This is a genomic window from Micromonospora sp. NPDC047467, from assembly GCF_040643095.1.
Taxonomy (GTDB): domain Bacteria; phylum Actinomycetota; class Actinomycetes; order Mycobacteriales; family Micromonosporaceae; genus Micromonospora.
In genome coordinates, this window is record NZ_JBEYTO010000010.1 from 55,710 (window position 1) to 82,348 (window position 26,639).

At 70.9% G+C, this 26,639-nt stretch carries 23 protein-coding genes and 1 other RNA gene; 18 read left to right on the forward strand and 6 right to left on the reverse strand.

The window, feature by feature from the left end; translation table 11 throughout:
* Both manA and ahcY read left to right on the forward strand, forming a co-directional pair.
* Entirely contained in the window at positions 1–1,164 is a 1,164-nt protein-coding gene (gene manA / locus ABZ780_RS25345) for a mannose-6-phosphate isomerase, class I (RefSeq protein ID WP_357487700.1), read from the forward strand.
* 275 nt (positions 1,165–1,439) lie between these two features.
* On the forward strand, positions 1,440–2,939 hold the full coding sequence (gene ahcY, locus ABZ780_RS25350) for an adenosylhomocysteinase (RefSeq protein WP_357487701.1): 1,500 nt from the start codon (positions 1,440–1,442) through the stop codon (positions 2,937–2,939).
* 67 nt (positions 2,940–3,006) lie between these two features.
* On the opposite strand, the gene ABZ780_RS25355 is transcribed toward ahcY, so the two are convergent.
* Positions 3,007–3,165: a hypothetical protein gene (locus ABZ780_RS25355; RefSeq protein ID WP_357487702.1), complete on the reverse strand. Its 159-nt coding sequence runs from the start codon at positions 3,163–3,165 to the stop codon at positions 3,007–3,009.
* Positions 3,166–3,509: 344 nt separating this feature from the next.
* Between ABZ780_RS25355 and mtrA the strand changes: the two genes are divergently transcribed.
* The 5 genes from mtrA to raiA all read left to right on the forward strand — a co-directional run bounded on the left by mtrA (position 3,510) and on the right by raiA (position 9,376).
* Positions 3,510–4,199: an MtrAB system response regulator MtrA gene (gene mtrA, locus ABZ780_RS25360; protein WP_007455837.1), complete on the forward strand. Its 690-nt coding sequence runs from the start codon at positions 3,510–3,512 to the stop codon at positions 4,197–4,199.
* 51 nt (positions 4,200–4,250) lie between these two features.
* Positions 4,251–5,969 carry an MtrAB system histidine kinase MtrB gene (mtrB, locus tag ABZ780_RS25365; protein ID WP_357009539.1) on the forward strand — a complete coding sequence of 573 codons (1,719 nt, stop codon included), beginning with the start codon at positions 4,251–4,253 and terminating at the stop codon, positions 5,967–5,969.
* A complete protein-coding gene (locus tag ABZ780_RS25370; RefSeq protein WP_357487703.1) occupies positions 5,966–7,783 on the forward strand; it encodes an LpqB family beta-propeller domain-containing protein in 1,818 nt (605 codons plus the stop codon). The genes mtrB and ABZ780_RS25370 overlap by 4 nt, the downstream gene beginning before the upstream one ends.
* 4 nt (positions 7,784–7,787) lie before the next feature.
* Positions 7,788–8,495 (forward strand): ComF family protein, encoded by a 708-nt coding sequence (locus ABZ780_RS25375; protein ID WP_357008749.1) that lies wholly within the window; start codon positions 7,788–7,790, stop codon positions 8,493–8,495.
* Positions 8,496–8,740: 245 nt separating this feature from the next.
* A complete protein-coding gene (gene raiA / locus ABZ780_RS25380) occupies positions 8,741–9,376 on the forward strand; it encodes a ribosome-associated translation inhibitor RaiA (RefSeq protein ID WP_357008745.1) in 636 nt (211 codons plus the stop codon).
* Between the two features lie 90 nt (positions 9,377–9,466).
* On the opposite strand, the gene ABZ780_RS25385 is transcribed toward raiA, so the two are convergent.
* Together ABZ780_RS25385 and ABZ780_RS25390 are read right to left on the reverse strand one after the other, a co-directional pair.
* A complete protein-coding gene (locus tag ABZ780_RS25385) occupies positions 9,467–10,546 on the reverse strand; it encodes a GNAT family N-acetyltransferase (RefSeq protein ID WP_357487812.1) in 1,080 nt (359 codons plus the stop codon).
* Between the two features lie 29 nt (positions 10,547–10,575).
* Complete coding sequence (locus tag ABZ780_RS25390) at positions 10,576–11,724, reverse strand: GNAT family N-acetyltransferase (RefSeq protein ID WP_357487704.1); 1,149 nt, start codon at positions 11,722–11,724, stop codon at positions 10,576–10,578.
* Between the two features lie 159 nt (positions 11,725–11,883).
* Here ABZ780_RS25390 and secA point away from each other — a divergent pair, with 159 nt between their 5' ends.
* Positions 11,884–14,811 (forward strand): preprotein translocase subunit SecA, encoded by a 2,928-nt coding sequence (gene secA / locus ABZ780_RS25395; RefSeq protein WP_357487705.1) that lies wholly within the window; start codon positions 11,884–11,886, stop codon positions 14,809–14,811.
* 474 nt (positions 14,812–15,285) lie between these two features.
* On the opposite strand, the gene ABZ780_RS25400 is transcribed toward secA, so the two are convergent.
* Positions 15,286–15,867 carry an Rv3235 family protein gene (locus tag ABZ780_RS25400; protein WP_357008736.1) on the reverse strand — a complete coding sequence of 194 codons (582 nt, stop codon included), beginning with the start codon at positions 15,865–15,867 and terminating at the stop codon, positions 15,286–15,288.
* 463 nt (positions 15,868–16,330) lie between these two features.
* Complete coding sequence (locus ABZ780_RS25405; protein WP_357008733.1) at positions 16,331–16,558, reverse strand: helix-turn-helix domain-containing protein; 228 nt, start codon at positions 16,556–16,558, stop codon at positions 16,331–16,333.
* A 229-nt stretch (positions 16,559–16,787) separates the two neighbouring features.
* On the opposite strand from ABZ780_RS25405, the gene ABZ780_RS25410 reads away from it, so the two are divergent.
* Positions 16,788–17,297 carry a hypothetical protein gene (locus tag ABZ780_RS25410; RefSeq protein ID WP_357487706.1) on the forward strand — a complete coding sequence of 170 codons (510 nt, stop codon included), beginning with the start codon at positions 16,788–16,790 and terminating at the stop codon, positions 17,295–17,297.
* A 68-nt stretch (positions 17,298–17,365) separates the two neighbouring features.
* On the opposite strand, the gene ABZ780_RS25415 is transcribed toward ABZ780_RS25410, so the two are convergent.
* On the reverse strand, positions 17,366–18,475 hold the full coding sequence (locus ABZ780_RS25415) for a hypothetical protein (RefSeq protein ID WP_357487707.1): 1,110 nt from the start codon (positions 18,473–18,475) through the stop codon (positions 17,366–17,368).
* Positions 18,476–18,823: 348 nt separating this feature from the next.
* Here ABZ780_RS25415 and pruA point away from each other — a divergent pair, with 348 nt between their 5' ends.
* The 9 genes from pruA (at position 18,824) to ABZ780_RS25460 (ending at position 26,612) form a co-directional block, all read left to right on the forward strand.
* A complete protein-coding gene (gene pruA / locus ABZ780_RS25420; protein ID WP_357487708.1) occupies positions 18,824–20,452 on the forward strand; it encodes an L-glutamate gamma-semialdehyde dehydrogenase in 1,629 nt (542 codons plus the stop codon).
* 176 nt (positions 20,453–20,628) lie between these two features.
* The gene (locus ABZ780_RS25425; protein WP_357008722.1) at positions 20,629–21,144 is read left to right on the forward strand and encodes a PadR family transcriptional regulator; all 516 of its coding nucleotides are present in this window, start codon (positions 20,629–20,631) and stop codon (positions 21,142–21,144) included.
* Positions 21,145–21,208: 64 nt separating this feature from the next.
* Positions 21,209–22,330, forward strand: coding sequence for a peptide chain release factor 2 (gene prfB, locus ABZ780_RS25430; RefSeq protein WP_357008719.1), 1,122 nt, complete (start codon positions 21,209–21,211; stop codon positions 22,328–22,330).
* Between the two features lie 118 nt (positions 22,331–22,448).
* The gene (gene ftsE, locus ABZ780_RS25435; protein WP_357008716.1) at positions 22,449–23,129 is read left to right on the forward strand and encodes a cell division ATP-binding protein FtsE; all 681 of its coding nucleotides are present in this window, start codon (positions 22,449–22,451) and stop codon (positions 23,127–23,129) included.
* Between the two features lie 67 nt (positions 23,130–23,196).
* Positions 23,197–24,072 (forward strand): permease-like cell division protein FtsX, encoded by an 876-nt coding sequence (ftsX, locus tag ABZ780_RS25440; protein WP_357008713.1) that lies wholly within the window; start codon positions 23,197–23,199, stop codon positions 24,070–24,072.
* Positions 24,073–24,223: 151 nt separating this feature from the next.
* Positions 24,224–24,703 carry an SsrA-binding protein SmpB gene (gene smpB / locus ABZ780_RS25445; protein ID WP_357008710.1) on the forward strand — a complete coding sequence of 160 codons (480 nt, stop codon included), beginning with the start codon at positions 24,224–24,226 and terminating at the stop codon, positions 24,701–24,703.
* A gap of 104 nt (positions 24,704–24,807) precedes the next feature.
* Positions 24,808–25,183: a transfer-messenger RNA gene (gene ssrA, locus ABZ780_RS25450) on the forward strand.
* Between the two features lie 83 nt (positions 25,184–25,266).
* Entirely contained in the window at positions 25,267–25,944 is a 678-nt protein-coding gene (locus ABZ780_RS25455) for a hypothetical protein (RefSeq protein ID WP_357008707.1), read from the forward strand.
* Between the two features lie 227 nt (positions 25,945–26,171).
* Positions 26,172–26,612, forward strand: coding sequence for a hypothetical protein (locus ABZ780_RS25460; protein ID WP_357008705.1), 441 nt, complete (start codon positions 26,172–26,174; stop codon positions 26,610–26,612).
* Positions 26,613–26,639: the final 27 nt, after the last annotated feature.

Sequence of the window (26,639 nt, forward strand, 5' to 3'; positions counted from 1 at the left end):
GTGGAACCGCTGTATGGACCGATCCGCGACTACGCCTGGGGTTCCCGTTCGGCCATCGCGCTGTTGCAGGGGCGGCCGGTGCCCAGCGAGGGCCCGGAGGCGGAGCTGTGGCTGGGCGCCCACCCGGGCGCCCCGGCCAGGGTCGAGCGCGCCGGCCTGCGGGTGAGCCTGTGCGACCTGGTGCGGGACGAGCCGGGGCGGTGGCTGGGCCAGCGGGTGTCCGACCGGTTCGGCACCCGACTGCCGTTCCTGCTCAAGGTCCTCGCCGCTGATGCGCCGTTGAGCCTGCAGGCCCACCCGGATGCCGAGCAGGCCCGGGTGGGCTTCGCGGCGGAGGCGGGCCGCCCCGAGGCGGAGCGCAACTACTCCGACCCGCACCACAAGCCGGAGTTGCTGGTGGCGCTCACGCCGTTCGAGGCGCTCTGCGGCTTCCGGCCCCCGGCGGAGTCCGCCGAGGCGCTCGCGGCGTTCGGCGTACCGGCGTTGGCGCCCGTGGTCGAGGCGCTGCGGGCCGGGCCGGCGGGGTTGCGGACGGCGGTGCGGACGCTGCTCGGTTGGCCGGTCGCGGAGCGTGACGGGCTGCTGCGATCCGCGCTGGCGGCCTCGATCGACGGCCCGGACGCCGACCTGGCCCGCCGGCTGGCGGTGGCCTATCCCGGCGACCCGGGTGTGCTAGTGGCGCTGCTGCTGCACCACGTGCGCCTGGTGCCGGGGGAGGGGATCTGGATGCCCGCGGGCAACCTGCACGCCTACCTGAGCGGCTGCGGTGTGGAGATCATGGCGGCCAGCGACAACGTGCTGCGCGGTGGCCTGACCCCGAAGCGGGTGGACGTCGACGAGTTGCTGCGGGTGCTGCGGTTCGAGGTGCTCCAGGATCCGGTGCGTGCCGCCCAGCCGGTTGCGCCGGGGGTGGACTGGTGGCCGGTGCCGGTGGACGACTTCGCGCTGCACCGGGTGCGGGTTGGCGCCGCCGTGCCGGAGGTCACGCTGCCGCTGCCGGGCCCCCGGGTGGTGCTGTGCGGTGCGGGCTCGGTCACGGTGGACGACGGGGCAGGCGCGTGGACGCTCGTGTCCGGTCAGGCGGCGATCGGCACGGCGGCCGGGGAGCCGCTGCGGGTCAGCGGGGACGGCGAGGCGTACGTGGCGACGTCAGGGCTGCGCTGACGCGACCTGGCCGCGAGGCACAAGTCCGACTTTTACGGAATAGCTTGACGCTGTGTTCTCCGAGTGTGACTCTATGAGTACGCAGCGTTATCGCGACGACGGTCCGACAACGTGCGGGGAACCAAACCGGGGGGATGCGCGGGGCGGGCGGAAGTGGGCGGCAGGACTGTCCATCACCGACCGCCCCGTGCGCTGTCCGCGTACCGTCCCCTGCGCCCGTCGCTGGCGCGCGTAAGGTGGAAGGTCGGCGTAGACATCGTTCGACAGGAGCTTTCATGACCAGCACCCTCCCGGCGTCCGCCAGCGGTACGCCGTCCGAGGCTCGGCCGAGCACGCTCGCCGAGGGCGACTTCAAGGTGGCGGATCTGTCGCTCGCCGAGTTCGGGCGGAAGGAGATCCAACTCGCCGAGCACGAGATGCCCGGCCTGATGGCGATCCGTCGGGAGTTCGCCGAGGCGCAGCCGCTCGCCGGCGCGCGGATCACCGGCTCGCTGCACATGACCATCCAGACCGCCGTCCTGATCGAGACACTGGTCGCCCTCGGCGCGCAGGTCCGCTGGGCGTCCTGCAACATCTTCTCCACCCAGGACCACGCCGCTGCGGCCATCGTCGTCGGCCCGGACGGCACCCCCGAGGCACCCGCCGGCGTCCCGGTGTACGCCTGGAAGGGCGAGACGCTGCCGGAGTACTGGTGGTGCACCGAGCAGGTGCTCGCCTGGCCCGACGGGCAGGGCCCGAACATGATCCTCGACGACGGCGGCGACGCCACCCTGCTGGTGCACAAGGGCGCCGAGTTCGAGACGGCCGGGGTCGTGCCGCCGGTCGAGTCCGCCGACTCCGAGGAGTACGGCGTCATTCTCGAACTGCTGCACCGCTCGCTCGCCGAGGACGGCCAGCGCTGGACCCGGATCGCCGCCAGCATCAAGGGCGTCACCGAGGAGACCACCACCGGCGTGCACCGGCTCTACGAGATGCACCGCGCCGGCACCCTGCTCTTCCCGGCCATCAACGTCAACGACTCGGTGACCAAGAGCAAGTTCGACAACAAGTACGGCTGCCGGCACTCGCTGATCGACGGCATCAACCGGGCCACCGACGTGCTGATCGGCGGCAAGATGGCCGTCGTGATGGGCTACGGCGACGTGGGCAAGGGTTGCGCCGAGTCGCTGCGTGGCCAGGGCGCCCGGGTCGTGGTGACCGAGGTCGACCCGATCTGCGCACTGCAGGCGGCGATGGACGGCTACCAGGTCGCGACCCTGGACGACGTGGTCGAGCAGGGCGACATCTTCATCACCGCCACCGGCTGCTTCGACGTCATCACCAACGAGCACATGGCCCGGATGAAGCACCAGGCCATCGTCGGCAACATCGGCCACTTCGACAACGAGATCGACATGGCCGGCCTGGCCAAGCGTTCCGATGTCGAGCGGATCAACATCAAGCCGCAGGTCGACCTGTGGCGCTTCGCCGACGGGCACGCCATCATCGTGCTCTCCGAGGGCCGCCTGCTGAACCTGGGCAACGCGACCGGTCACCCGAGCTTCGTGATGTCGAACTCGTTCGCCAACCAGACGATCGCCCAGATCGAGCTGTTCACCAAGACCGAGGAATACCCGGTCGGCGTCTACGTGCTGCCCAAGCACCTGGACGAGAAGGTGGCCCGTCTGCACCTGGGCGCGCTCGGCGCCAAGCTGAGCACGCTGACCAAGGAGCAGGCCGCGTACCTGGGTGTTTCCCAGGAGGGCCCGTTCAAGCCGGACCACTACCGCTACTGATCGACACCTTCGGACCGGGTCGGCTGTTCGCAGCCGGCCCGGTTCGTCGTCTCCGCCTCCGGCGTGCTCAGCCCGATCGCGGGCCGCGGCGGGTGGGGCGGAACCACGTCCACACGCACCAGGCCAGCCAGCCGACCGACACGACGGTGGCCAGGGCCCGCAGGCGCAGCGTGCTGAGCAGCAGTACGACGGCCAGCACCGTCAGCCACGGCAGGAATCCCCTCACGGCGGCGATCCTTCCACAGCGTCTCGAGGTGGCCTGCCGTCGGGCGGTCGAGGGAACTGTTCGCCTGCCCGCCCGGGGTGCGCGAGGGTGGGGGCCACGGGGTCGGGCGCTCGTCGGATGACCTCCGTCGTGATCGCGACAGCGCGACCGGCCGGAGGTGGCGGTGGCGCCGGGCGGCGCCGAAGGGGGATCATGGTGGCGGCCCGGTGCGGATCTCTGCGCGCCGAGCCCCCGCACCCCGTGGCGCCGCCGCCGCGGGTCGGGATGCACGTGTTACCGGCGGCGCTATCCGTGCCGGGTGACGCCGGTCCCACCGAACTGAATGGGGATGCAATATTAATCCCATGAGAGCCCGGGTCCTGGTGGTCGACGACGACCCCGCACTCGCCGAGATGCTCGGCATCGTGCTGCGTAGTGAGGGTTTCCTGCCCTCGTTCGTGGCCGACGGCGAGCGGGCGTTGGCGGCTTTTCGCGACAGTCGTCCAGATATCGTCCTGCTCGACCTGATGTTGCCCGGAATGAGTGGCATTGACGTTGCCCGGTCGATCCGGGCCGAATCCGGCGTGCCGATCGTCATGCTGACCGCCAAGAGCGACACCGTCGACGTGGTGCTCGGCCTGGAATCCGGGGCCGACGACTACGTGGTCAAGCCGTTCAAGCCCAAGGAGCTGGTCGCCCGGATGCGTGCCCGGCTGCGCCGGGGCGAGGACGTGGCACCGGAGATGCTGACCATCGGGCCGCCCGGCAACCAGATCACCATCGACGTGCCGGCCCACACGGTCAGCCGCAACGACGAGGAGGTGAAGCTGACTCCGCTGGAGTTCGACCTGCTGGTCGCGCTCGCCCGTAAGCCGCGTCAGGTCTTCACCCGCGAGGTGCTGCTGGAGCAGGTCTGGGGCTACCGGCACGCGGCCGACACCCGTCTGGTCAACGTGCACGTGCAGCGACTGCGCGCCAAGATCGAGCCGGACCCGGAGCGGCCGGAAATCATCCTCACCGTGCGGGGCGTGGGCTACAAGGCGGGGACCGGATAGCCTGGTCACACTGTGTCGATCCCCCCGCCTCCGCACCCCCAGAGCACGGCCATCCGCCCGCCCGGCGCTGGCCGGGAGCTCTGGCGTGCGGTGAGCGGACGGGCCGCCCGGGTGGTGGCCCGGGTGCACAAGACCTGGCGTCGCTCACTCCAGGTCCGGGTGGTGACCATCACGTTGGTCGCGTCCAGCCTGCTGGTCGGCGGTTTCGCGTACCTGATCGCTGACAAGATCACTACGATCCTGCTGGACAACGCCCGCACGGACGTCCGGCAGCGGGTGGAGGGCGGCGCGAGCTACGCGGCCAAGCAGGTCTCCCTCTACGGCCAGCCGCAGGAGGCGCAGCTTCAGGAGACCATCGACAACACGGTCAACTACCTGGCCGGCGGCGACCCCCAGCAGACCAGCGGGGTGGTGGTGGCGATCACCGCCGAGGGCTACCCGGCCATCATCCAGGCCCGCACGGCGCCAGCGGCGAACGTCCAGCCGCTGATCAGCAAGGAACTGCGGGCCGCGGTTGCCAGCGGCCAGGTGGCCAGCCAGATCCGCACCGGTCGGCTCACCGGCGATCCGACCAAATACCTGGTGTACGGCTCGCCGGTGCCGACCCGCTTCGGTCAGATCGAGCTCTACTACCTCGTGCCGTTGACGCGGCAGGACGCCACCGCAGCCGATGCCCGAGCCACAGTCGTCGCCACCGGCGTCGCCCTGGTGATCCTGCTCGGGCTGCTCGCCGCCCTTGTCACCCGGCTTGTCGTAAACCCGGTCCGGGTTGCCGCGCGCACCGCCCAGCGCCTCTCCGCCGGCCTGCTCGACCAGCGGATGGTGGTCAACGGGGAGGACGACCTCGCCCTGCTCGCCGCCTCGTTCAACCAGATGGCGACCAACCTGCAACGGCAGATCCTCCGCCTGGAGGAGATGTCCCGGTTGCAGCGTCGGTTCACCTCCGACGTGTCGCACGAGCTGCGTACCCCGTTGACCACGGTCCGGATGGCGGCCGACCTGATCTTCGCTGAGCGCGACGAGTTCGACCCGGCGGTGGCCCGCAGCGCCGAGCTGCTCCAGGCCGAGCTGGACCGCTTCGAGGAGCTGCTCACCGACCTGTTGGAGATCAGCCGGTTCGACGCGGGCTTCGCCATGCTGGACGCCGAACCGACCGATCTGGTGCCGGTGGTGCACCGGGTGGTCGACCGGCTGGCTGGCCTGGCCGAGCGGGTGGGTGTCCCGATCGAGTTGGACCTGCCGGGCACGCCGGTGATCGCCGAGGTCGACCCGCGCCGCGTCGAGCGGGTGTTGCGCAACCTGGTCGGCAATGCTGTCGAGCACGGCGAGGCCCGACCGGTGCTGATCACGCTCGGCATCGACGAGACCGCGGTGGCGATCACCGTCCGCGACCGCGGTGTGGGGCTCAAGGTGGGCGAGGAGAAGCTGGTGTTCAACCGGTTCTGGCGGGCGGACCCGTCCCGGGCCCGGCAGACCGGAGGCACCGGGCTGGGCCTGTCGATCAGCCTGGAGGACGCCCGTCTGCACGGCGGCTGGCTGGAGGCGTGGGGCGCACCGGGGCAGGGCGCCCAGTTCCGGCTCACCCTGCCGGCCCGTGCCGGTGACCGGCTGACCACCTCGCCGCTGCGCCTGGTGCCCGCCGACGCGGCGCTGCCGTTCGGCGGCCCTCGCGACGGCGGCCCGCTGGCCATCGGGCCCGGCACGGGCGGCGCGCTGGCGGTCGGCCCGGCACCGACCGGCGACGAGCAGCCCGCGGAGGTGCGCTCGTGAAGGCCCGGCCCCTGCTCGGCGCGTTCGGTGCGGTGCTGCTGCTCAGCGCCGGGTGTGGCATCCCGGCCCAGTCCGACGTGCGGGTGGACGGCAAGGCCGGCACCGCTACCGAGGCCGGGTCGGTCAACGGCCGACGCAGCGAGCCGCCGTCGCGTACGGCCAGCGGCAGCGACACCGAGGCGTTCGTGCGCAACTTCCTGTCCGCCGCCGCGGGTGAGCCGGACCGGGCCTACGAACGCGTCACGCAGTTCATCGCCCCGGAGCACAAGTCTCGCCTCCAGGTGAAGAAGGGCAGTGAGGTCGCGCTGACCGTGGTCCGGCTGGGGGACACGGTCTTCACCCTCAACAGCGACTCGACCACCACCGTCAAGATCGCCGTGCAGCAGATCGGCGTGCTCCGGACCAACGGCACCCTGGCTCCGCCGGTGGCGACCGAGACGGAGTACGAGTTCCGGCTGCGCAGCGCGGCGTTCGGCAGCACCGAGAACGACGAACGCGCCGGCCTGTACGTCCTGGACGCGCCGAACGTCCTGCTACTCAGTGACGTGGCGCTCCAGCAGTACTACCAGGACGAGTCGATCTACTTCTGGAGCTCCGACCGCACCCGGCTGGTGCCGGACCAGCGCTACCTGCCGCTGGCGGTGCCGGACGAGCGGCGGGTCAACGAGGTGGTGAAGTGGCTCGTCGGTGGGCCGTCCGAGTGGCTGCGCTCCGGCGTCGTCGGGCTGCCCGACGGCACCGAGTTGATCAACAACGCCACCGGTGCGAACAACCGGTGGGAGGTCAACCTGGATATGTCCGGTGACGACCAGAACAGGGTCGACCAACTGGTCACGCAGCTCGCGTGGTCGCTGGGCGACCTGCCGGGCGAGTTGGAGCTGAAGATCCGCAACAACTCGCAGCCCGTGCAGAATCTGAACGAGCGCCGGGTCGCCGTGCCGCTCTACCCGGTGACGGAGAGCCCGCAGCGGTTCGGCGTCTACGAGGGCGCGATCCGTCCGCTCGACTTCGTCGGCGAGCTCAGCGGACCCGTGCCGGTGGCGGACGAGGTCAATCGCAACATCGTCTCCGCCGACCTGGCCCGGGCCAACAGTCGGATCCTCGCCGCGATGGTGGTGACCAGCGGCAAGGATCGGCAACGACTCGCGGTGGGCGCCGGCGGCGCTCCGGTGGCCGTGGTCAACCGGAGCGGCAGCGAGTACGCCTCGATCAGCCGCCCGGTCTGGCTGCGGACGGTCGACGCCCGCCCCGCGCAGGGCCTGGTGGTGGCCGACGGTCGCCTCTACCGCTTCGACGAGGCCGCCCGGATGTACGAGGTGCCCCTCAACCTGCCCGCGGCCGGCGTCACGGCGGTGGCCGCCGCGTTGGACGGTCAGCGGATCGCGTTGATCGCGGGCGGCCAGCTCTACGTCGCGGCGGTCAACCTGGACGGCGCCGGGAGCGGGGTGTCCATCGGCCCGCCCCGGGCGCTGGTCACCTCACTGACCGGCCTGACCGCGGTCGACTGGATCAGGGAGGATCGGCTGGTGGTGGCCGGGTCGGCCGGCCAGCCGGCGATCTACGAGACCAGCGTGGACGGGGCCCTGGAGACACCGCTGCGCACCGACGTGGGTGCCAAGGTCAACCACCTGGCGGCGTACCCCTCCAACCGCAGTGTGCGAACGCCCAGCGGGGCATACATGTACGAGGCGAACCGGGTGGCCTACCGCAGCAGCCCGTTCGAGCGGATCGAGCCCAACCGCGTACGGGACATCACCCCGCCGCCGGCTGGCGTGCGCCCGAGCAACCCGTCCGCCCCGTTCTTCCTCTACTGACACCATGCGCGGGCTCTGGGCGGACCTCGCCGACCTGGTCCTGCCCGCCGACTGCGCGGGCTGTCGGCAGCGCCACCCGGGCCTGCGGCACGGAGTCTGCCCGGCCTGCGTGACGGCACTGGCCGCGTTGCGCCCCCGGTCGGTACGTCCCACTCCCGCCCCGCCCGCCCTGCCGCCCTGCGTCGCCCTCGGCCCGTACGCCGGTCCGCTGCGCGAGGCCCTGCTGGCGTACAAGGAGCACGGCCGGCACGGGGTTGCCCGCCCGCTCGGCGGGCTGCTCGCCGAGGTGGTCGCGGCGGCGGTCGGTGAGGTCCGTCCGCTGGCGCTGGTGCCGGTGCCGGACACCGCTGCGGCGGCCCGGTCCCGCTACGGCGACCACCTGGGCAGGTTGGCCCGGCACTGTGCGGCCCGGCTGAGCAGGGGTGGTTGGCCGGTACGGGTGCACTGGCCGCTGCGTGCGCTGCCCCGCCCCGACTCGGTGACCCTGGACAGCGCCGGCCGCGCGGCGGCGGCCGAGGCGGCGTTCCGGCCCCGGCCCGGCGCGGCGCGCGGTCGCGGCGTGCCGGGCGGCGCGCCAGTCGTGGTGCTGCTCGACGACATCGTCACCACCGGGGTCACCCTCGCCGCGGCGGCCCGGGTGCTGGCCGCCACCGGGTGGGCACCGAGTGTCGCCGCGGTGCTCGCGGCGACCGAGAAGAGACACCACTCGTAACCGACCGTGTTTCCGTTTCACCCGTTGGTGTATGAGCTGCGGAAAATCCGGGGTGGTCTTGGCGACATGGGGTGACGGCCAGACGAACACGAGTTAGCGTTTCGCTGTCGGGGGTAGGAGGTCTTTCCATCCCGCCCTCGGCGGTGAGAGGAGGCGTAGCCGTACTGACCGGTCGACGCCAGCGGGTCTCCCCACGGCGTACGACCGGGCCACCGGATCGAAGACGGCCGAACAAGGGAGGTCACGTGGACATCGTGGTCAAGGGCCGCAACGTCGAAGTGCCGGACCATTACCGGGTGCATGTAGCCGAGAAACTCGCAAAGGTCGAACGCTACGACCACAAACTGATTCGCATCGATGTCGAGCTGTTTCACGAGCGCAATCCGCGCCAGGCCGACCACTGCCAGCGGGTGGAGATCACCTGCGTGTCACGGGGCCCGGTGATCCGGGCCGAGGCCTGCACGAACGACTTCTACAGCGCGCTCGACGCGGCCATCGCGAAGCTCGACACCCGACTGCGCCGCGCGGCCGACCGCCGTCGCGTACACCGGGGTCGGCACGCGCCGATCTCCGTCGCCGCCGCCACCGCCGGCCTGCCGGTCGCGGACCTGGTGGCCGCCCCGCTGAGCGCGCCGGGTGACGGCGCCCGTGGCGGCACCGCCGTCGCGGAGCGGGTCGAGGAGGAGCGCGACCAGCAGCCGTGGCACATCGCCCGGGAAAAGGTGCACCCGGCGGAGCCGATGACGATCGACGACGCGCTGTTCGAGATGGAACTGGTCGGCCACGACTTCTACCTGTTCCAGGACAAGGAGTCCGGCCGCCCCAGCGTCGTCTACCGGCGCCACGCCTACGACTACGGCATCATCTCCCTCGCTACCTGATCGAGGGCCTGACCCGCGTCGATCATGGAGTTGTGGTGGGCGGCTCGCACCGTTTCGCGGCCTGTGTACCCCACCACAACTCCATGATCGTCAGCGGAGGTCGGTGGGTAGCAGCGCGAAGGTCAGGTCGTCGAGGCGGGTGCCGGCCAGGCCGGGAAGCCGGGCCCGTTGCAGGGCCTCGCGCTGGAACCCGACCCGCTCCAACACCCGGTGCGAGGCGATGTTCTCGGGCACTGTGCCGGCGGTGATCCGAGCCATCCCGGCCGGGCCGAACGCCCAGCTGGCGAGCAGCCGGACCGCGCGGGTTGCGTACCCGCGGCCCCGCCACTCGGGCAGCAGCGCGTAGCCGATCGACCCTTCGCCGCTGCGCACGTCCGAGTACGACAATCCGCAACTGCCCGCCGGCTCACCGGTGGCCACGTCGGTGATCAGCAAGCGGGCGATCTCGCCGGTCAGCCACCCGCTCTCCGCGACCCGGCAGCGCCGCTCGATCGCCTCCCACGTCGGCGGCACCGGCGGCGCCTGGTTCGCCACCACCTCGGGTCGGCTGTGCAGCCGGTACATCAACTCCGCCTCGTCCGGCCCGACCCGGCGCAGGGCCACCACCTGGTCGGTGAGCACCCCGTCGGGCAGGTCGGGCAGCAGGCGAGCGGTCGGGCCGGGCGGGTCCTCGGCGAGGCGTACCCAGGCCAGCAGGTCGTGCCGCCCACCGTTCCGGTGCTGGCCGGCGGACCGGCGCAGGCCTTCGTACCGGAAACCGGCGGCCAGGGCGACCCGCTGGCTGGCCGCGTTCTCCAACTCGGTCAGCAGTTCCAGCCGCAGCGTCCCGGTCGCGAAGGCGTGCTCACCCAACGCGCGGGTGGCGGCGGCGGCCACCCCACGCCCGCGTGCCGTCGGCCGTACCCAATAGCCGATCTCGGCCTGGCTCCGGCCCGGCACCGGGTTGTTCAGGCCGACCCCGCCGAGCAGCCGGTCGGTGCCCGGGTCCGCGATGGCGTACGCGGCGCCGCCCCCGGCCCAGACCGCGGGCGCGCCCGCGTCCAACCACCAACGGGCGTCGACCTCGGTGTACGGCGTCGGCAGGCTCGACACGAAACGCTGGCTCAGCGGGTCCGCGCAGCCGTCGACCACGTCCGCGACGTCGTCGGCCCGGAACGGCCGTAGCCGCACCCCGTGCGCCTCGACGACCGGCTGCCCTGTCACGTCAGATCCTCGGCGAGCAGCGCGGCCACCCAGACGTCCATCCGCTCGCCGCGGTGCTGTAGGCCGCCCCGGGCGGTTCCCTCGAACGTGAATCCGGCCTTTTCGGCGACCCGGCGGGAGGACTTGTTGCCCACGTTCGCCTTCCACTCGATCCGCGCCAGGCCCAGCGTGGTGAACCCCCAGGCGCTGAGCGCGATCAGCGCCGCCGGCAGGTAACCCCGGCCGCGGAATGCCGGGGCGGTCATGAAACCCACGTCGGCGAGCAGCGGATCGGCGGGGGAGAGGCGCAGGTCGAGCGAGGCGACGTACCGGTCGGCCTGGTCCGCGATCACGAAACAGGCGGCGTCCCCCCGAGCCCAGGCATCCTGGCCGAAGCCCTGGTACCACTGCGCGTCGGCGCGCTCGTACGGATCCGGAACCGTGGTCCAGCGGATCGTCTCCGGGTCCTGGCAGGTCTGCACCACGGCGTCCAGATCCTGCTCCTCCATCGGCCGGATTCGCAGCTCGCCGACCGGGGCCGTGGCGAACAGGGTCGGCTGGGGGCGGCCGAAGACGGCGGCCCGGCGAGCCACCAGAGTGCCCCGGCCGGCCGGACCGGCGGATCCGGGCTCGGGCACCTCGCCGGACAGCAGCGAGCCGATCCAGGCGTCCGGGCCGCCGTCCGGCAGGTCGGCCAGCCGAACCCGACCGTCGATCCGGAACCCGGCGCGGAGCGCGACCAGCCGGGAGGCGTGATTGCCCACCTCCGCCTGCCAGATCAGCCGGCGTAGGCCGAGCGTCCGGAACGACCAGCGGGCCACCGCCCGGGTGGCCCGGACCATCACTGCCCGCCCGCGCGCCTGGGGAATCGTCCAGTAGCCGATCGTGCCGGTGCCGTCACCGGTGATGGAGGTCAGACCGCACGAGCCGAGCAACTCCCCGGTGGCCGGGTCGCAGACCGCGAACGGCGCCCCGGTGCCCTCCGCCCAGGCCCGCCGGCTGAGTTCGGTGACGAAACCGTGTGCGTGTTCCGGTCGGTATGGGCGCGGTACGGTAGTCCAGCGCTGAATGTCGCGGTCCTGGCACGCACGGTGCACGGCGTCGGCGTCCGCCTCCTGCCAGGGCCGCAGCAGCACGCCGTCCTCGGTGATCTCCACTGGCTCCACCCGTGCATCGTGCCGGAACGTTCGCCGACGGCGTAACCGGATATCGTCGCCAGCACGCGAGTTATGTCGGGTTCGGCGGGATGGACCACCGCCACCAGTGACCATTGCGCCGAGGGAGCGCCTACGATGGTTCGAGACTGTCTAGGGGAGCGTTGATCCGTGTCGATTCTGGAAAAGGTCCTTAACGCGGGCGAGGGCCGCATGGTGCGGCGGCTCAAGGCCATCGCCAATGCCGTCAGCTCGATCGAGGACGACTACATCAACCTCACCGACGAGGAACTGGCCGGCATGACCGAACAGTTCCGGGAGCGGCTCGACGAGGGCGAGACCCTCGACGACCTGTTGCCGGAGGCGTTCGCGGTGGCCCGCGAGGCGGCCGCCAGGGTGCTCGGCCAGCGCCCGTACGACGTCCAGGTGATGGGCGGGGCGGCGCTGCACTTCGGCAACATCGCCGAGATGAAGACCGGTGAGGGTAAGACGCTGACCTCGGTCATGGCCGTCTACCTCAACGCGCTGTCCGGCAAGGGCGTCCACGTGATCACCGTCAACGACTACCTCGCCCAGCGTGACGCGGCGTGGATGGGTCGGGTGCACGAGTTCCTCGGGCTGACCGTCGGCGTGGTGCTGCCCAACCGGCCGGCCACCGAGCACAAGGCCGCCTACGAGTGCGACATCACCTACGGCACCAACAACGAGTTCGGCTTCGACTACCTGCGCGACAACATGGCCTGGTCGAAGGAAGAGTTGGTCCAGCGCGGCCACAACTTCGCGGTCGTCGACGAGGTCGACTCCATCCTGATCGACGAGGCACGCACCCCGCTGATCATCTCCGGCCCGGCCGAGCACTCGGCCCGCTGGTACGGCGAGTTCGCCGGTGTGGTGGCCCGCCTCCAGCCCGGCACCGACGGCGAGGGCGACTACGAGGTCGACCACTCCAAGCGCACCATCGCGGTGACCGAGCGCGGCGTCGCCAAGGTCGAGGACCGGCTCGGCATCGACAACCTGTACGAGTCGGTGAACACTCCGCTGGTCGGCTACCTCAACAACGCCATCAAGGCCAAGGAGCTCTACAAGCGCGACAAGGACTACATCGTCAGCGACGGTGAGGTCCTGATCGTCGACGAGTTCACCGGTCGCATCCTGCACGGCCGTCGCTACAACGAGGGCATGCACCAGGCGATCGAGGCCAAGGAGGGGGTGGAGATCAAGCAGGAGAACCAGACCCTGGCCACCATCACCCTCCAGAACTACTTCCGCCTCTACGAGAAGCTGTCCGGGATGACCGGTACGGCGCAGACCGAGGCGAGCGAGTTCAACAAGGTCTACAAGGTCGGCGTCGTGACGATCCCGACCCACCGCCCGATGGTTCGCGAGGACCGGCCGGACGTCATCTACAAGACCGAGAAGGCCAAGTTCAACGCGGTCATCGAGGACATCGCCGAGCGGCACCAGATGGGCCAGCCGGTGCTGGTCGGCACCGTCTCGGTGGAAAACTCCGAGATCCTGTCCCAGCTGCTGCGCCGACGGGGCATCCCGCACAACGTGCTGAACGCCAAGTTCCACGCGCGGGAGGCCGAGATCGTCGCCCAGGCCGGGCGTAAGGGCGCGGTCACCGTGGCCACCAACATGGCCGGCCGTGGCACCGACATCCTGCTCGGCGGCAACCCCGAGTTCCTCGCGGCGAACGAGCTGCGCCAGCGCGGCCTCGACCCGCTGGAGAACGAGGAGGAGTACGCCAAGGCGATGGAGGAGGTCCTTCCCACGTGGAAGCAGGCCTGCGACGCCGAGGCGGACGAGGTCTCCGCCGCCGGCGGCCTCTACGTGCTGGGCACCGAGCGGCACGAGTCCCGACGGATCGACAACCAGCTGCGCGGTCGCGCCGGCCGGCAGGGTGACCCGGGCGAGTCCCGCTTCTACCTGTCCCTGCAGGACGAGCTGATGCGGCGCTTCCGGGCCGGTGCGGTCGAGGCGGTGATGGAGCGCTTCAACATCCCGGAGGACGTGCCCATCGAGTCCAAGATGGTCACCCGGCAGATCAAGAGCGCCCAGGCCCAGATCGAGGGCCAGAACGCCGAGATCCGCAAGAACGTGCTCAAGTACGACGAGGTGCTCAACAAGCAGCGCAAGGTCGTCTATGCCGAGCGGCTGCGGGTGCTCAACGGCGAGGACCTGTCCGAGCAGGTCCGCAACATGATCGACGAAACGGTCGAGGCGTACGTGCGGGGTGCCACCTCCGACGGTTACGGCGAGGACTGGGACCTTGAGCAGCTCTGGTCCAACCTCAAGCAGCTCTACCCGGTCGGCGTGACGATCGAGGAGATGGAGGAGGAGGCCGGCGGCTCCCGGAGCGGCATGGACGCCGACTTCCTGATCGCCCGCCTCAAGGAGGACGCGCACGCCGCGTACGACCGCCGCGAGGAGCAGCTCGGCGCCGAGGGGGTGCGTCAGCTCGAGCGGATGGTCCTGCTCCAGGTGATCGACCGCAAGTGGCGTGAGCACCTCTACGAGATGGACTACCTCCAGGAGGGCATCAACCTCCGGGCGTACGCCCAGCGCGACCCGGTGGTGGAATACCAGCGCGAGGGCTTCGACATGTTCGCCACCATGATGGACGGCATCAAGGAGGAGACTGTCGGTTTCCTCTACAACATGGATGTCCAGGTCACCGAACCGGAAGCCGCCGAGGAGTCGGACGAGGTCACGCTGCTCGACAAGCCGGTCGAGATCCGGGCCAAGGGCCTCAACCGGGCGCCGCAGCGGCAGGGCCTGCAATATTCCGCCCCGACCATCGACGGCGAGTCCAGCCCCGGCGCGGTCGCCGTCGAGCAGGCGGAGCAGCAGGCGCCGGCGCTCGGCGTGGGTCGTCCGGCACCGGGTGCCCCGGCGGCACCGGGTCGCAATGCTCCGTCCTCGCCGCAGCGGCCGGGCTCCGGGCTGCGCGGTCCGGCGGTCCCGTCGGCAGCTTCCCGTCGGGCAGCTCCCAACCAGGCCGAGGCGAGCAACGGCCCGTCCCGCAACGCGCCGTGCCCCTGTGGCTCGGGTCGCAAGTACAAGCGCTGCCACGGTGCCCCCAACGGCGGCAACTGACCGACAGCACGTCCCGACAGGCCCCGGCCCATCAGGCCGGGGCCTGTCGGCGTCTCCGGCCTTCCGAACGGCGCCGCCGGGTTCGGCGCGCACCTCGTGTGGTCGGCCACCAACGCCGGACAGTGCACCGGCGCACGTACGACGCCGCTGGGTTCGGCGCACCTCGCGTGGTCGGCCCTCAACGCCGGACGGTGCACCGGCGCACGCACGGCGCCGCTGGGTTCGGCGCACCTCGCGTGGTCGGCCCCAACGCCGCCGGCCACGCACGACGCCGCGCCTCTGCGCCGGTGTTCCCGGGTTGGGTGCCCTGCTCGATGAAGATCGTCACGGTTTCCCGGAAGTCGGTGTATCCGCCCTTGCCCGATGGCCCGACTTCCAGGAAGTCGAGGTGATCAGGGGAGCGGTATCCGGTGTTGGGGCCGCGAACAGCCCTGGCCAGGAGGCGGCTCGTAGGGCGCCGTGTGGGGGCCGCTGTCAGAGGACGTGCAGGGCGGTGCAGAGCCAGCGCCCCCGGCGGTGCTCCAGGCGCAGCGCCATGGCCCAGCTCTGACCGCCCGCGCCGGTGAGGACGGCAGCCGCCTCGACCGCAGCCTCCCGAGGCTCGCAGAGTCGCAGCCGGAGCAGTCGGACCGCTGGCCGGGCGGCACGGCGGCGGCTCGGCCCCGCCCGCCCGGTCGCCCGCGCGAGTTCGGTGAGCAGTTCGACGGCACGGCCCGGGTCGAGCAGTGGGCGGATCTGCGCCGGTGACCGGTAGCCGTTGACCACCTCCAGGCACATGCCGACGAAGCGGTGCGCGGCCCGCGTCGCCTCGGGGGCGGTCGCCGGTGGCAACGGGGCGCCGGGGTGGGTGGTGGGTCGGGTGGGCACTCGGCGGAGGACCGCGCGCCGCTCCGCGGGCCGGACCGGGTCCGGTCGGTTCGCGGCGAACAGGTCGAGGGCGAGTTGGCCGTGCGTGGGCGCCGGCCAGTACGTCTCGTCCGGGTATGGCGGGTCGATGGGCGGGACCGCGCGCAGCCGCACGGGTGGTCGGGAGGGACCGGGTCGCCGCTCGCTCATCGCTGCCCCCTATGATCTTGCGTTTGCTTTCGTTTGCCTCCGACAGTTCCGATTCTGAGCGATAGAACGGCCCCGGTCAATGCTCAAGAGGGGAATCGCCTGCCACGCGGGCGTGATCGACTCCAGATCGCCGATATTGCGGCATCCGAGCAGGTCGGACGCCCCAATGTCGGCGATCTGGAGTGGATCACGCCAGCCCGGCACGCCAGCCAAGCGCGGCACGCCAGCGCGGCACGCCAGCCCGGCACGCCAGCCCAGCCCGGCAAGCCAGACCAGGTCAGCCCGGCACGCCAGCGCGGCGGCGGGCCGGCGGGCAGAGCAGCAGGTTGGCGGGCTGGGCTGCAGGTGGCGGGCGGGCCGGTGGAACGGCAGGTCGGGGCGGCGCCATCGCGCCGGCGAGCCGAGTCGGGCGGGACCTGACTGGGCGGGACCTGACTGGGTGGGAGTGACCTGCGGCTCGCGGCTACTCGGGCTCGCGGTCGACGAGGGGGTTGCCGCGAACCCAGTCGGCGGTCTCGGCGTACTTCTGGGCGATGTACTCCTCCAGCCGGGCGCGCTCGACCCGCCACTGCCCGCGCCCGCCGATCTTGATCGCCGGCAGCTCCCCGCTGCGGACCATGTGGTAGACCTGCGAGTCCGACACGTTCAGCTCGGTGGCCACGTCGGAGAGCAGCAGGAACCTCGGCTCCACAGACAACTCCCGGGGTTGATGTCGTTTGCCTCAGTTTGCCACCGACAAGCCCCACCGCCCAACACCGGCCGGCCGAATGCAGGCCAAACAGCGGCGGACACACCGGCGGACACACCGGTGGAAAACTTCCTCCGACCGCAGTCGAGGTGTATGACGGTCACGGCGTGCGGCATGATCTGCGCCCGTGCCGGCGGCCGCCGGTGGAGGACTGTGAGCGGGGAGACGACCGGTGACCGACGAGCTTGTCCGGGTGTACGTGCCGGCGACCGTACCGATGCTGGCCCGCCTGCGCGAGCAGGGGCTGACCGCCGAACGGGCGCACGCCGTGACCCCGGCGCTGCGTGAGTGGTACGCCGAGGGCGACGAGGAGGAGTTGGAGTACGTCGCGTTCACCCGGGCCGCCCAGGACGCGCTGCACCTGCTCCGGGCCGACCCGGCCGCGCCCCGCCGCCGAGTGGTCGTCTCGGTCGACCTACCGCCGGCCGCGCTCGGTCGGGGCGACGGTGAGCTGGGCTCCAGCACGGTGATGTTGGCCGACACTGTGCCGCAGGGCGCTGTCGCGGCGATCCATGTCGACGGCGCGGACGCCGTCGAGGAGGTCGCCGCAGCGGCCGACGTGGTTGCCGAGGCCGCAGCCGGGGACCCGGACGCGCAGTTCACCGTCGACGGCGCCGAGGACCACGAGCTGGAGTGGTACGACGTGTCGGAGCTGGACCTGCTGCTACGCGCCGCGGGCTGACCCGGGGACGGGCCAGCGTGGGCCATCGGCAGACCACCGCAGTGGCTGGCCAGCGCGGGCAGTAGCTGTCAGCGAGCCGGATCGACCCGGGCCGGACCGGCGTCGACGGCGTCCGGATCGGCCGGGTCCGACTCGCCCGCGTCGGCCGTCTCAACCGGGCCGACGGGTGCGGTCGGGTCCGGAGCGGCGTCCGGGCCGTTGGCCGAGATGGGCTCATCGTCGGGGGTCGGCCCGAGGGTGCGGCCGAACGCGATGAGCGCGGTCAGCGCCCCCACGAACAGCACCCAGATGCCGTTGTCCACCCGTGAGGTGCCCAGCGAGGTCTGTGCTACCGCGTCGGCCTCGCTGAGCGCGCTGGCCAGGTCCAGGAGTGACCGGCCGCCGATCCGGATGATCACCTCGGCGAGCAGCAGGAGGAGCCCCGGCCCGGCGCCGGCGAGCAGGTACGCCGGCCAGCGCAGTGCCGCCGCGCTCGGGTCACGCCGCAGGGCTCGCCGCCGAGCCCAGGTGAGGTAGCCGAAGGCGAGCAGCCCGGCCAGCAGCCCAGCCACGAGCGACTCGGTGCGCGAGACCCACTTGGCGGCGTCGACCAGGGACTGCTGGGTGTCGCCCGCGCCGAAGAGGTTGAACAGCGGGTCCCGGGCGCGGCTGAACGCCACCACGAAGATCAGCGTGCCCAGCGCGGCCGTCACCACGGCCCCGACCGCCGGGGCCGTCCGCGCACCGGCGGCCGCGCCGCCGATGATCGCGGCGGCCGCCGTGGTGCCGGCGATCACGTTGGTGGTCGAGGTGTCGAAGTACGTGAGGTTGATCGCCAGCGCGGCGGCCAGCCCGACCAGCATTCCGGCGCCGATCGCGCCGACGAACCGCAGGGTGATCGAGTCGCCGTACCGGCGGGACAGCAGGTTGCCGAAGGCCAGGGCGGTGGCGGCCCCGGCCACCAACGCGGCCGAGATCACGCCGGGCAGGGCGAAGGCGGACAGGCTGATCGCGGTGATCCCCTCGGCGGCCGAGGTGATGGCCTCCCGGGTCGACCAGAGCATCGCGGCCAGCCAGCCGAGCGTCAGCAGCGCGAGCACCGCCGCGCCGGGCGCGGGCGCCGACCGACCCTCGGGGGTGGCGTCGACCGCCGGCTGGTCCGACTCCGCGGCTGGGACGCGGCCGGGCTGCTTGGTCATCGTCTCCCCTTCGAGGCGGCAGGTCACCGCCATTCAGGGTACGCGGACCCGGCGGAGTGCCCGTCGACCCTGGGTACGACCAGCTTGGCGCTCGCAAGGCAGCCACCCGCCGTGCCGGCGTCCCGGGTGTACGGGTCACCCGATCGAGACCGGGCGGTAAGGGTTGAAGGGCGGACCGGTCCTTGGCGACAGGGCGGTGGTGGAGGTGAGGTGACCAGGGCCGCATGGAAGAATCAGGGGAGGTCCCGTCGCTGCCCGGCCACCCCGTGCGGCGTCCGGTGCCCGGCCGTCCGGTCGGTGCCCGTGGGTCCGATTTCGCCATCGCTGTCGACATCGCCAGGAGCGTTGATGGATGCCGTGTTCTCCGTACCCGAGCCGCGCAACGAGCCGGTTCGCAACTACGAGCCGGGCAGCGGAGACCGGGAGCGGCTCCAGCGGCGGCTGACCGAGCTGGCCGCCGAACGCATCGACCTGCCGATGACCATCGGCGGCGAGCAGCGGATGGCCGCCGGTGACCCGATCAACGTGGTGCAGCCGCACAAGCACGCCCACGTGCTCGGCGTGACCGCGCACGCCACCCACGACGACGCCCGCGCCGCGATCAAGGCGGCCAAGGACGCCGCCCCGATGTGGCGGGCGCTGCCGTTCGAGGAGCGCGCCGCGATCTTCCTGCGCGCCGCCGAGCTGCTCGCCGGCCCGTGGCGCGACACCCTCAACGCCGCCACCATGCTCGGCCAGTCGAAGACCGCGATCCAGGCGGAGATCGACGCGGCCTGCGAGTTCATCGACTTCCTCCGGTTCAACGTGCACTTCGCCCGCCGCCTGCTCGAGGAGCAGCCGGCGTCGTCGCCCGGCGTCTGGAACCGCTTCGACCACCGCCCGCTTGAGGGCTTCGTCTACGCGGTCACCCCGTTCAACTTCACGGCGATCGCCGGCAACCTGCCCTCGGCGCCGGCCCTGCTGGCCAACACGGTCATCTGGAAGCCGGGCCCGACCCAGCAGTTCGCCGCGCACTTCACGATGCGGCTGTTCGAGGCCGCCGGTCTGCCGCCCGGCGTGATCAACATGGTGACCGGCCGGGGCGAGGAGGTCTCCGACGTCGTACTCGCCGACCCGGACCTGGCCGGCATCCACTTCACCGGCTCGACAAAGGTCTTCCAGCAGCTCTGGCGGACCGTCGGCGACAATATCGCCCGGTACCGGGGCTACCCCCGGCTCGTCGGCGAGACCGGCGGCAAGGACTTCGTTGTCGCGCACACCAGCGCCGACGTGGACGCCCTGCACACCGCGCTGATCCGGGGCGCCTACGAGTACCAGGGTCAGAAGTGCTCGGCGGCCTCCCGGGCGTACGTGCCGCGCTCGCTCTGGGAGGGTGGGCTGCGGGACCGCCTGGCCGCCACCACCGACTCGCTGACGTACGGCGACGTGGCCGACTTCGGCAACTTCGGTGGCGCGGTGATCGACGACCGGGCGTTCGCCCGGCACACCGCCGCGCTGGAGCTGATCGCCGGTGACGACTCCTGCCGGGTGCTGGCCGGCGGCACCGCCGACGACTCGGTCGGCTACTTCGTCCGGCCGACGCTCTTCGAGTGCGCCGACGCCGCCCACGAAACCTTCACCACCGAGTACTTCGGGCCGATCCTGGGCGTGCACGTGTTCGACGACGCGCGCTTCGACGATGTGGTCGCGCAGGCCGAGTCGATCGCCCCGTACGCGCTGACCGGGTCGGTCTTCGCCACCGACCGCCGGGTGATCGACGCGGTCGGCGAGCGGATGCGGTACGCGGCGGGCAACTTCTACATCAACGACAAGCCCACCGGGGCGGTCGTCGGGCAGCAGCCGTTCGGCGGCGCCCGGGCCAGTGGCACCAACGACAAGGCGGGCTCCTGGCTCAACCTGGTCCGTTGGCTGTCACCGCGGACGATCAAGGAGACCTTCGTTCCGCCGACCGACCACACGTACCCCCACATGGGCTGACCTGCCACAACCCGCCGGCGGTGCGCGCAGCGCCGTCGGCGGGCGGCCCGGTCGCCGCAATCCATCGATAGTCCTGAACGGACAGTCTGCCGCCGACAGTGCACTTAGGAAGACCTGTCGAGTGGCAAACCGCCAAATCCTGGACGCCGGCAGCGCAAAGTGGCAGCGTAACGGGCATGGCGGAATCCGGAGTCAACCCCACGGCGGCGGCCCTGCTCGGGCTGCTCCACGAGGGTCCAATGACAGGCGGCCAGTTGATGGCCGCCGCAGAGCGCCGACTGGCGCCGTACTGGTCGATGACCCGCAGTCAGGTCTACCGGGAGTTGCCGGTGCTGGCCGAGCGGGGTTACGTGCGGCTCGGCAAGCCGGGCCCGCGGATGAGCCAGCCGTACGCGCTCACCGCCAGCGGAAAACGGACATTTTCTCGCTGGTTGGCGGAGAACCCGGGGCGGGACACCATCCGCAACCCGATCGCGCTCCGGATGGCCTTTGGCAACCTGCACTCCGCCAGCCAGCTCAAGAGCCTGTACGCCTCCGCCAACGAATACCACACCGAGGCCCTGGCGCAGGTACGGGAACAGGTCAAGAACGCCAAACGGGACGGCGAGACGTACGACGCCAGCGCGCTGGAGTTCGCGGTCGCCTACCACCGAGCGGCGCTGTCGTGGCTGAAGTCCGCCCCCGTCGGGTGATGATCGGCGGGTTCCCGCATACGGAACGAGCTGCTCCGGCCGCGGCACAGTACGCTTGTCTGTTGTGACCGCTGCCGATTACGCCGAACAGCTCAAGGAACTCGACGCGACCCTGCGCAACATCGAGGCCGTCCTCAACCTGGACCGCCTGCACGAGGACAAGGCTCGCCTGGAGCAGGAGGCATCCGCCCCTGACCTGTGGGACGACCAGGCCAAGGCGCAGCAGGTGACCTCGCAGCTGTCGTACGTCAACGGCGAGATCAGCAAGCTGGGCAGCCTGCGCTCCCAGCTCGACGACGCCCGGGTGCTGCTGGAGCTGGCCGAGGCCGAATCCGACCCGGGTGTGCTGACCGAGGTCGAGGTGGAGATCACCGGGCTGACCAAGGCCATCCAGGAGATGGAGGTCCGCACCCTGCTGTCCGGCGAGTACGACTCCCGGGAGGCGCTGATCGCCATCCGGGCCGGCGCCGGTGGCGTGGACGCGGCGGACTTCGCCGAGATGCTGCTGCGGATGTACCTGCGCTGGGCGGAGCGGCACGGCTACCCGACCGAGGTCTACGAGACCTCGTACGCCGAGGAGGCGGGTCTGAAGTCGGCCACCTTCGCGGTCAAGGTGCCCTACGCGTACGGCACCCTCAGTGTCGAGTCGGGCACCCACCGGCTGGTCCGGATCAGCCCGTTCGACAACCAGGGCCGCCGGCAGACCAGCTTCGCGGGCGTCGAGGTCCTGCCGGTGACCGAGCAGACCGACCACATCGACATTCCGGAGAACGAGGTACGGGTCGACGTCTACCGTTCCTCCGGCCCCGGTGGGCAGAGCGTCAACACCACCGACTCGGCGGTCCGGCTCACCCACATTCCGACCGGCATCGTGGTGACCTGCCAGAACGAGAAGTCCCAGCTACAGAACAAGGCCTCCGCGCTGCGGGTGCTCCAGGCCCGCCTGTTGGAGCGCAAGCGCCAGGAGGAGCAGGCCAAGCTGGAGGGTCTCAAGGAGAACGCCGCCGGTTCGTGGGGCGACCAGATGCGCTCCTACGTCCTGCACCCGTATCAGATGGTGAAGGATCTCCGAACCGAGCAGGAGACCGGCAATCCGAGCGCGGTCTTCGACGGCGACTTGGACGGTTTCATCGAGGCTGGCATCCGCTGGCGCAAGCAGCGGCAGCTCGCCGGCAACGGTGCGTGACGGCTCGCGGGCGGAGCGCGTCATCGATCTCCAGGTAGAGGCCTGAATCGACGACGCGCGCCGCTTCTGCGGGGCGTGGGGCTTGGCTAAGTTGTTACACCGCGTAGACTCACCACCCGTGATTCAGCTTGAGCAAGTGACGAAGACGTACCCGAAGGCGTCCCGGCCTTCGCTCGACAACGTGTCCGTCTCGATCGAGAAGGGCGAGTTCGTCTTCTTCATCGGTCCATCCGGCTCCGGCAAGTCCACGATCATCAAGATGCTGCTGCACGAGGTCGCCCCGAACAAGGGGCGGGTCATCGTCAACAGCAAGGACGTCACCTCGATGCGTTCCTGGAAGCGACCCCACTTCCGGCGCTCGATCGGCTGTGTCTTCCAGGACTTCCGGCTGCTGCCGAACCGCACCGCGTACGAGAACGTGGCGTTCGCCCTTGAGGTGATCGGCAAGACCAAGGCGGTTGCCCGCCGGGTCGTGCCGGAGGTGCTGGAGCTGGTCGGGCTCGGTGGCAAGGAGCACCGCTACCCGCACGAGCTCTCCGGTGGTGAGCAGCAGCGGGTCGCCGTCGCCCGGGCCTTCGTGAACCGCCCGCTGATCCTGCTGGCGGACGAGCCGACGGGAAACCTGGACCCGGACACCTCGATCGAGATCATGCGCCTGCTGGACCGGATCAACCGCACCGGCACGACCGTCGTGATGGTCACCCACGACTCCAACATCGTGAACCAGATGCGCCGCCGCGTCATCGAGATCGAGAGCGGCCGCATCGTGCGTGACCAGGCCCGCGGCGTCTACGGGTGAGCCGGCGCTCCACCCCTGCGCAGCCTGACGACGAACACTTCATGCCGGAGACCCGGAGGAAATCCCGATGCGCGTGAAATACGTCCTGTCCGAGGTACTGGTCGGACTGTGGCGCAACGTGACCATGACTGTCGCGATGATCATCACGATGGCGGTCTCGCTGACCATGCTCGGTGCCAGCGGTCTCATGTACCGCCAGGTTGACGACATGAAGGACCTCTACTACAAGAACATCGAGGTTTCGATCTTCTTGAACCAGGAGGTGAGCGAGCAGCAGCGCACCGACCTGAACGCCCAGCTGGACGGCGACCCCCTGGTCAAGGCTGTCACCTACGTCAACAAGGACGAGGCGTACAAGAAGTTCCAGGAGATGTACCAGGACGCACCGGACCTGGTGAACGCGGTCAAGCCGGACCAGCTGCCCGAGTCGTTCCGGCTGAAGCTGGTCAACCCGGAGCAGTACAAGGACATTTACGACAAGTACAAGGACACCGAGGGCGTCGACGAGATCGTCGACCAGAGTCGACTGTTGGACAAGATCTTCGACGTCCTCACCGCGATCCAGAACATCGCCCTGGCCGCCGCGATCGTGATGGCCGTCGCCGCGCTGCTCCTGGTGGCCAACACCATCCAGGTCGCCGCGTACAGCAAGCGGCGTGAGGTGGCGGTCATGAAGCTGGTCGGCGCGTCCAACTGGTTCATCCAGGCGCCGTTCGTGCTGGAGGCCGTCGTGGCCGGCCTGATCGGCTCACTGCTCGGCCTGGTGGCCCTGGTCGCGGCGAAGTATCTGCTCTTCGACGGATCGCTCAGAGCGTTGCAGGGCCTGATGTCGCCGATCAGCTGGGGTGACATCCTGTTCGTCTTCCCGCTGATGGCCGGCGTCGGTGGCCTGATCAGCGCCGCCACCGCCTGGATCACCCTCCGCTTCTACCTGCGGGTCTAGGCACCGTACGGGTCGTCCCGTCGTCTCCCGGGGACCCTCCCGCGGCCGGAAATAAACGGCGCGGGAGGGTCCTTGTCATTCAGGTAGCATGATCGGTTGTCCGGCCGGGGTGGCCCCGGCCACGGACGTCGGAGGAGAGGGGGTGGCACCGATGCCACGGGAAAAGGGGCGCAAGGTGGTCGCCTCCAACAAGAAGGCACGCCACGACTACTCGATCCTCGACACGTACGAGGCGGGCATGGCGCTCACCGGCACCGAGGTCAAGTCGCTGCGGGCCGGGCGGGCGTCGCTGGTCGACGCGTTCGCCCAGGAGCGCGACGGCGAGTTGTACCTGCACGCGATGCACATTCCGGAGTACACCCAGGGCACCTGGACCAACCACGAGCCCCGGCGTACCCGCAAGTTGCTGCTCAACCGCGGTGAGATCGACAAGCTGATCGGCAAGACCCGCGAGGGCGGGCTGACGATCGTCCCGTTGCAGGTCTACTTCTCCGACGGCTGGGCCAAGGTCGAGATCGCCCTGGCCAAGGGCAAGAAGTCGTACGACAAGCGTCAGGACCTCGCCAAGCGGGACGCGGACCGGGAGATCGCCCGGGTGTCCGGTCGGCGCGGCAAGGGCATGGGTGACTGATTCATCCCGTCTGTCCGGGTCGGCGCGTCGGCCCGGGGCTCGGGATGAAAGCTGTTGCGCCAGGCGTTAGTCTTGTCAGTGCCGCCACATCGGCGGCCTGTCGAGGGGGTGACTGGTTTCGACTTCGTACGCAGCGACAGGGGAAGCGAGCCGAGGAAGCCGACGTCGTCTCGAGAATCGGTCGTCGGAAACTTATAAGCGCCAAGAACACTCGCGCTGACTTCGCTCTCGCCGCCTGAGGCGAGTAGCTAAGTCTGTCGGCCTGGGAACGCCTTCGTCCCAGTAGCCGGCATCAGCTAGGAGGCTGGCCAATCGGACCCGGTCGCGGGGTCCGTGCGGCGAGATTAATCAGCGACTGGGCCCGTCACACCAACTTGCTCGCGTGAGCGGTGGGGCCGAGTAGAGGCACAGCGAGCTGCGCTCGGAGAAGCCCTGACAAACCGGCGAAGGACCCGGGTTCGATTCCCGGCACCTCCACCACCTCGAAGCGAAGCGCCCCGGCCACCGGCCGGGGCGCTTCGTCGTTCCGTGACGGCGGCCCTTTTTCGCCTACGCTGCCCGCTGTGACGAACCAGGAGCTGCGTCTGTCGGTCGGCGCGTCCCCCGGCCAACGCACCGTCTCGGTGGTGGCCGGTGTCTTCGCCGCCGCGGTGGGCGTCGCGTTCGTGGTGCTGCCGCTGATCGCCGACGGGCTGCTGCGCCGCCTCACCGGCACGGGCAACGGGCTCGCCTCCTACGAGGACGCCCGTGACCTGCCGCCGGGGATGCTGCCGTCCGGGCTACGGGAACCCGCCGACGGGGACCAGCCGGGTATCGGCCCGCTGGCGGGGCTGTGCGGGCTGCCACTCGTGCTGCTCGGCGTCTACCTGGTGCTGCGGGTGCTGCGAACGGCCGCCTGGCTGGACGGCAGCCGGGTGCGGGTGCGGGGACCGTTTCGCAGCCGTACCGTCGATCTCGCCGCCGCCCGCATCGACACCCCCACGGTGTCGTACCGCGCGGCGGGGGACGAGCCGCCGGCCCGCGGGCACCGGCTGTCGGTCGTCATCGCCACTGATCGGGACAGCGGGCACCGCGTCGCGGTCCCGCTGCGGGGCATGGGGCTGCCCACCCTGCCCCCTTCCGAGTTGCGGGCGCTCGCCGACGCGATCACGACGGGCCGGCCCGATGACCGGCCGGACGGCGTCGCGCACGCCGTCGCCGCCGACCTGCGCCACCTCGCGGAGCACCAGCCCGGCACGTGACGGGGTGCGCCGCTGACGCCGTGTCTAGGGGGCGTCACTGGGCCTCGATCGGGTGCGGCCGGGACGGGAGTGGCCGATGTGCCTGATGGGGCGGATGAGGCGGCCAGGGCCTCTGGACAGGCGCGTACGGGCGGGTTCACCATCGCGGTATGGGGTAGCAGCGCAGCGCGGGAGGTGCCATGGTCACCGGTCCGGTCCAGCAGCCGTCAGTCACCACCCGGTCCTCCGTGACCCAGCCATACCCGGCCGGGCTGCCCGGTCAGCCGCGCCCCGCCGGGCTCGCCGGTGACGTGCACGCACTTGCCCGGGCCGTCGCCAACGCCACGACCGAGCCGCGCTGGCGGGAGAACGTGCTGCTCCGGCTGCGTCCGGTCGGGCAGGGCTTCGCCGAGCACGTCCGGGTCACCGAGGGGCCTGGCGGCCTCTACCGGGAGTTGCTCACCCACTCGCCCCGGCTGGACCACCGGGTTCGGCTGCTGACCCGGGAGCACTCCGCGATCGTCGCCGCGATGGTGGCCGTGCAGCGGGTCGCCGAGCGGCCCGAGGCCAGCCTCGACGAGTTACGACACCGGGCGAGCCACCTGTTGCGGGTGTTGACCCGGCATCGGCGGCGGGGTGCCGACCTGCTGTGGCAGGCGTACCAGATGGATCTGGGGGGCGAGACCTGACGGGAACCGGGGTGCCGGCGGACACGT

Bases quoted from the DNA above. Each gene is read 5' to 3' on its own strand.
- smpB (WP_357008710.1), top strand. From the start codon at position 24,224: ATGCCACGGGAAAAGGGGCGCAAGGTGGTCGCCTCCAACAAGAAGGCA.
- ABZ780_RS25425 (WP_357008722.1), top strand. From the start codon at position 20,629: ATGGCGGAATCCGGAGTCAACCCCACGGCGGCGGCCCTGCTCGGGCTG.
- mtrA (WP_007455837.1), top strand. From the start codon at position 3,510: ATGAGAGCCCGGGTCCTGGTGGTCGACGACGACCCCGCACTCGCCGAG.
- ftsX (WP_357008713.1), top strand. From the start codon at position 23,197: ATGCGCGTGAAATACGTCCTGTCCGAGGTACTGGTCGGACTGTGGCGC.
- ahcY (WP_357487701.1), top strand. From the start codon at position 1,440: ATGACCAGCACCCTCCCGGCGTCCGCCAGCGGTACGCCGTCCGAGGCT.
- ABZ780_RS25415 (WP_357487707.1), bottom strand. From the start codon at position 18,475: ATGACCAAGCAGCCCGGCCGCGTCCCAGCCGCGGAGTCGGACCAGCCG.
- pruA (WP_357487708.1), top strand. From the start codon at position 18,824: ATGGATGCCGTGTTCTCCGTACCCGAGCCGCGCAACGAGCCGGTTCGC.
- ABZ780_RS25400 (WP_357008736.1), bottom strand. From the start codon at position 15,867: ATGAGCGAGCGGCGACCCGGTCCCTCCCGACCACCCGTGCGGCTGCGC.
- ABZ780_RS25375 (WP_357008749.1), top strand. From the start codon at position 7,788: ATGCGCGGGCTCTGGGCGGACCTCGCCGACCTGGTCCTGCCCGCCGAC.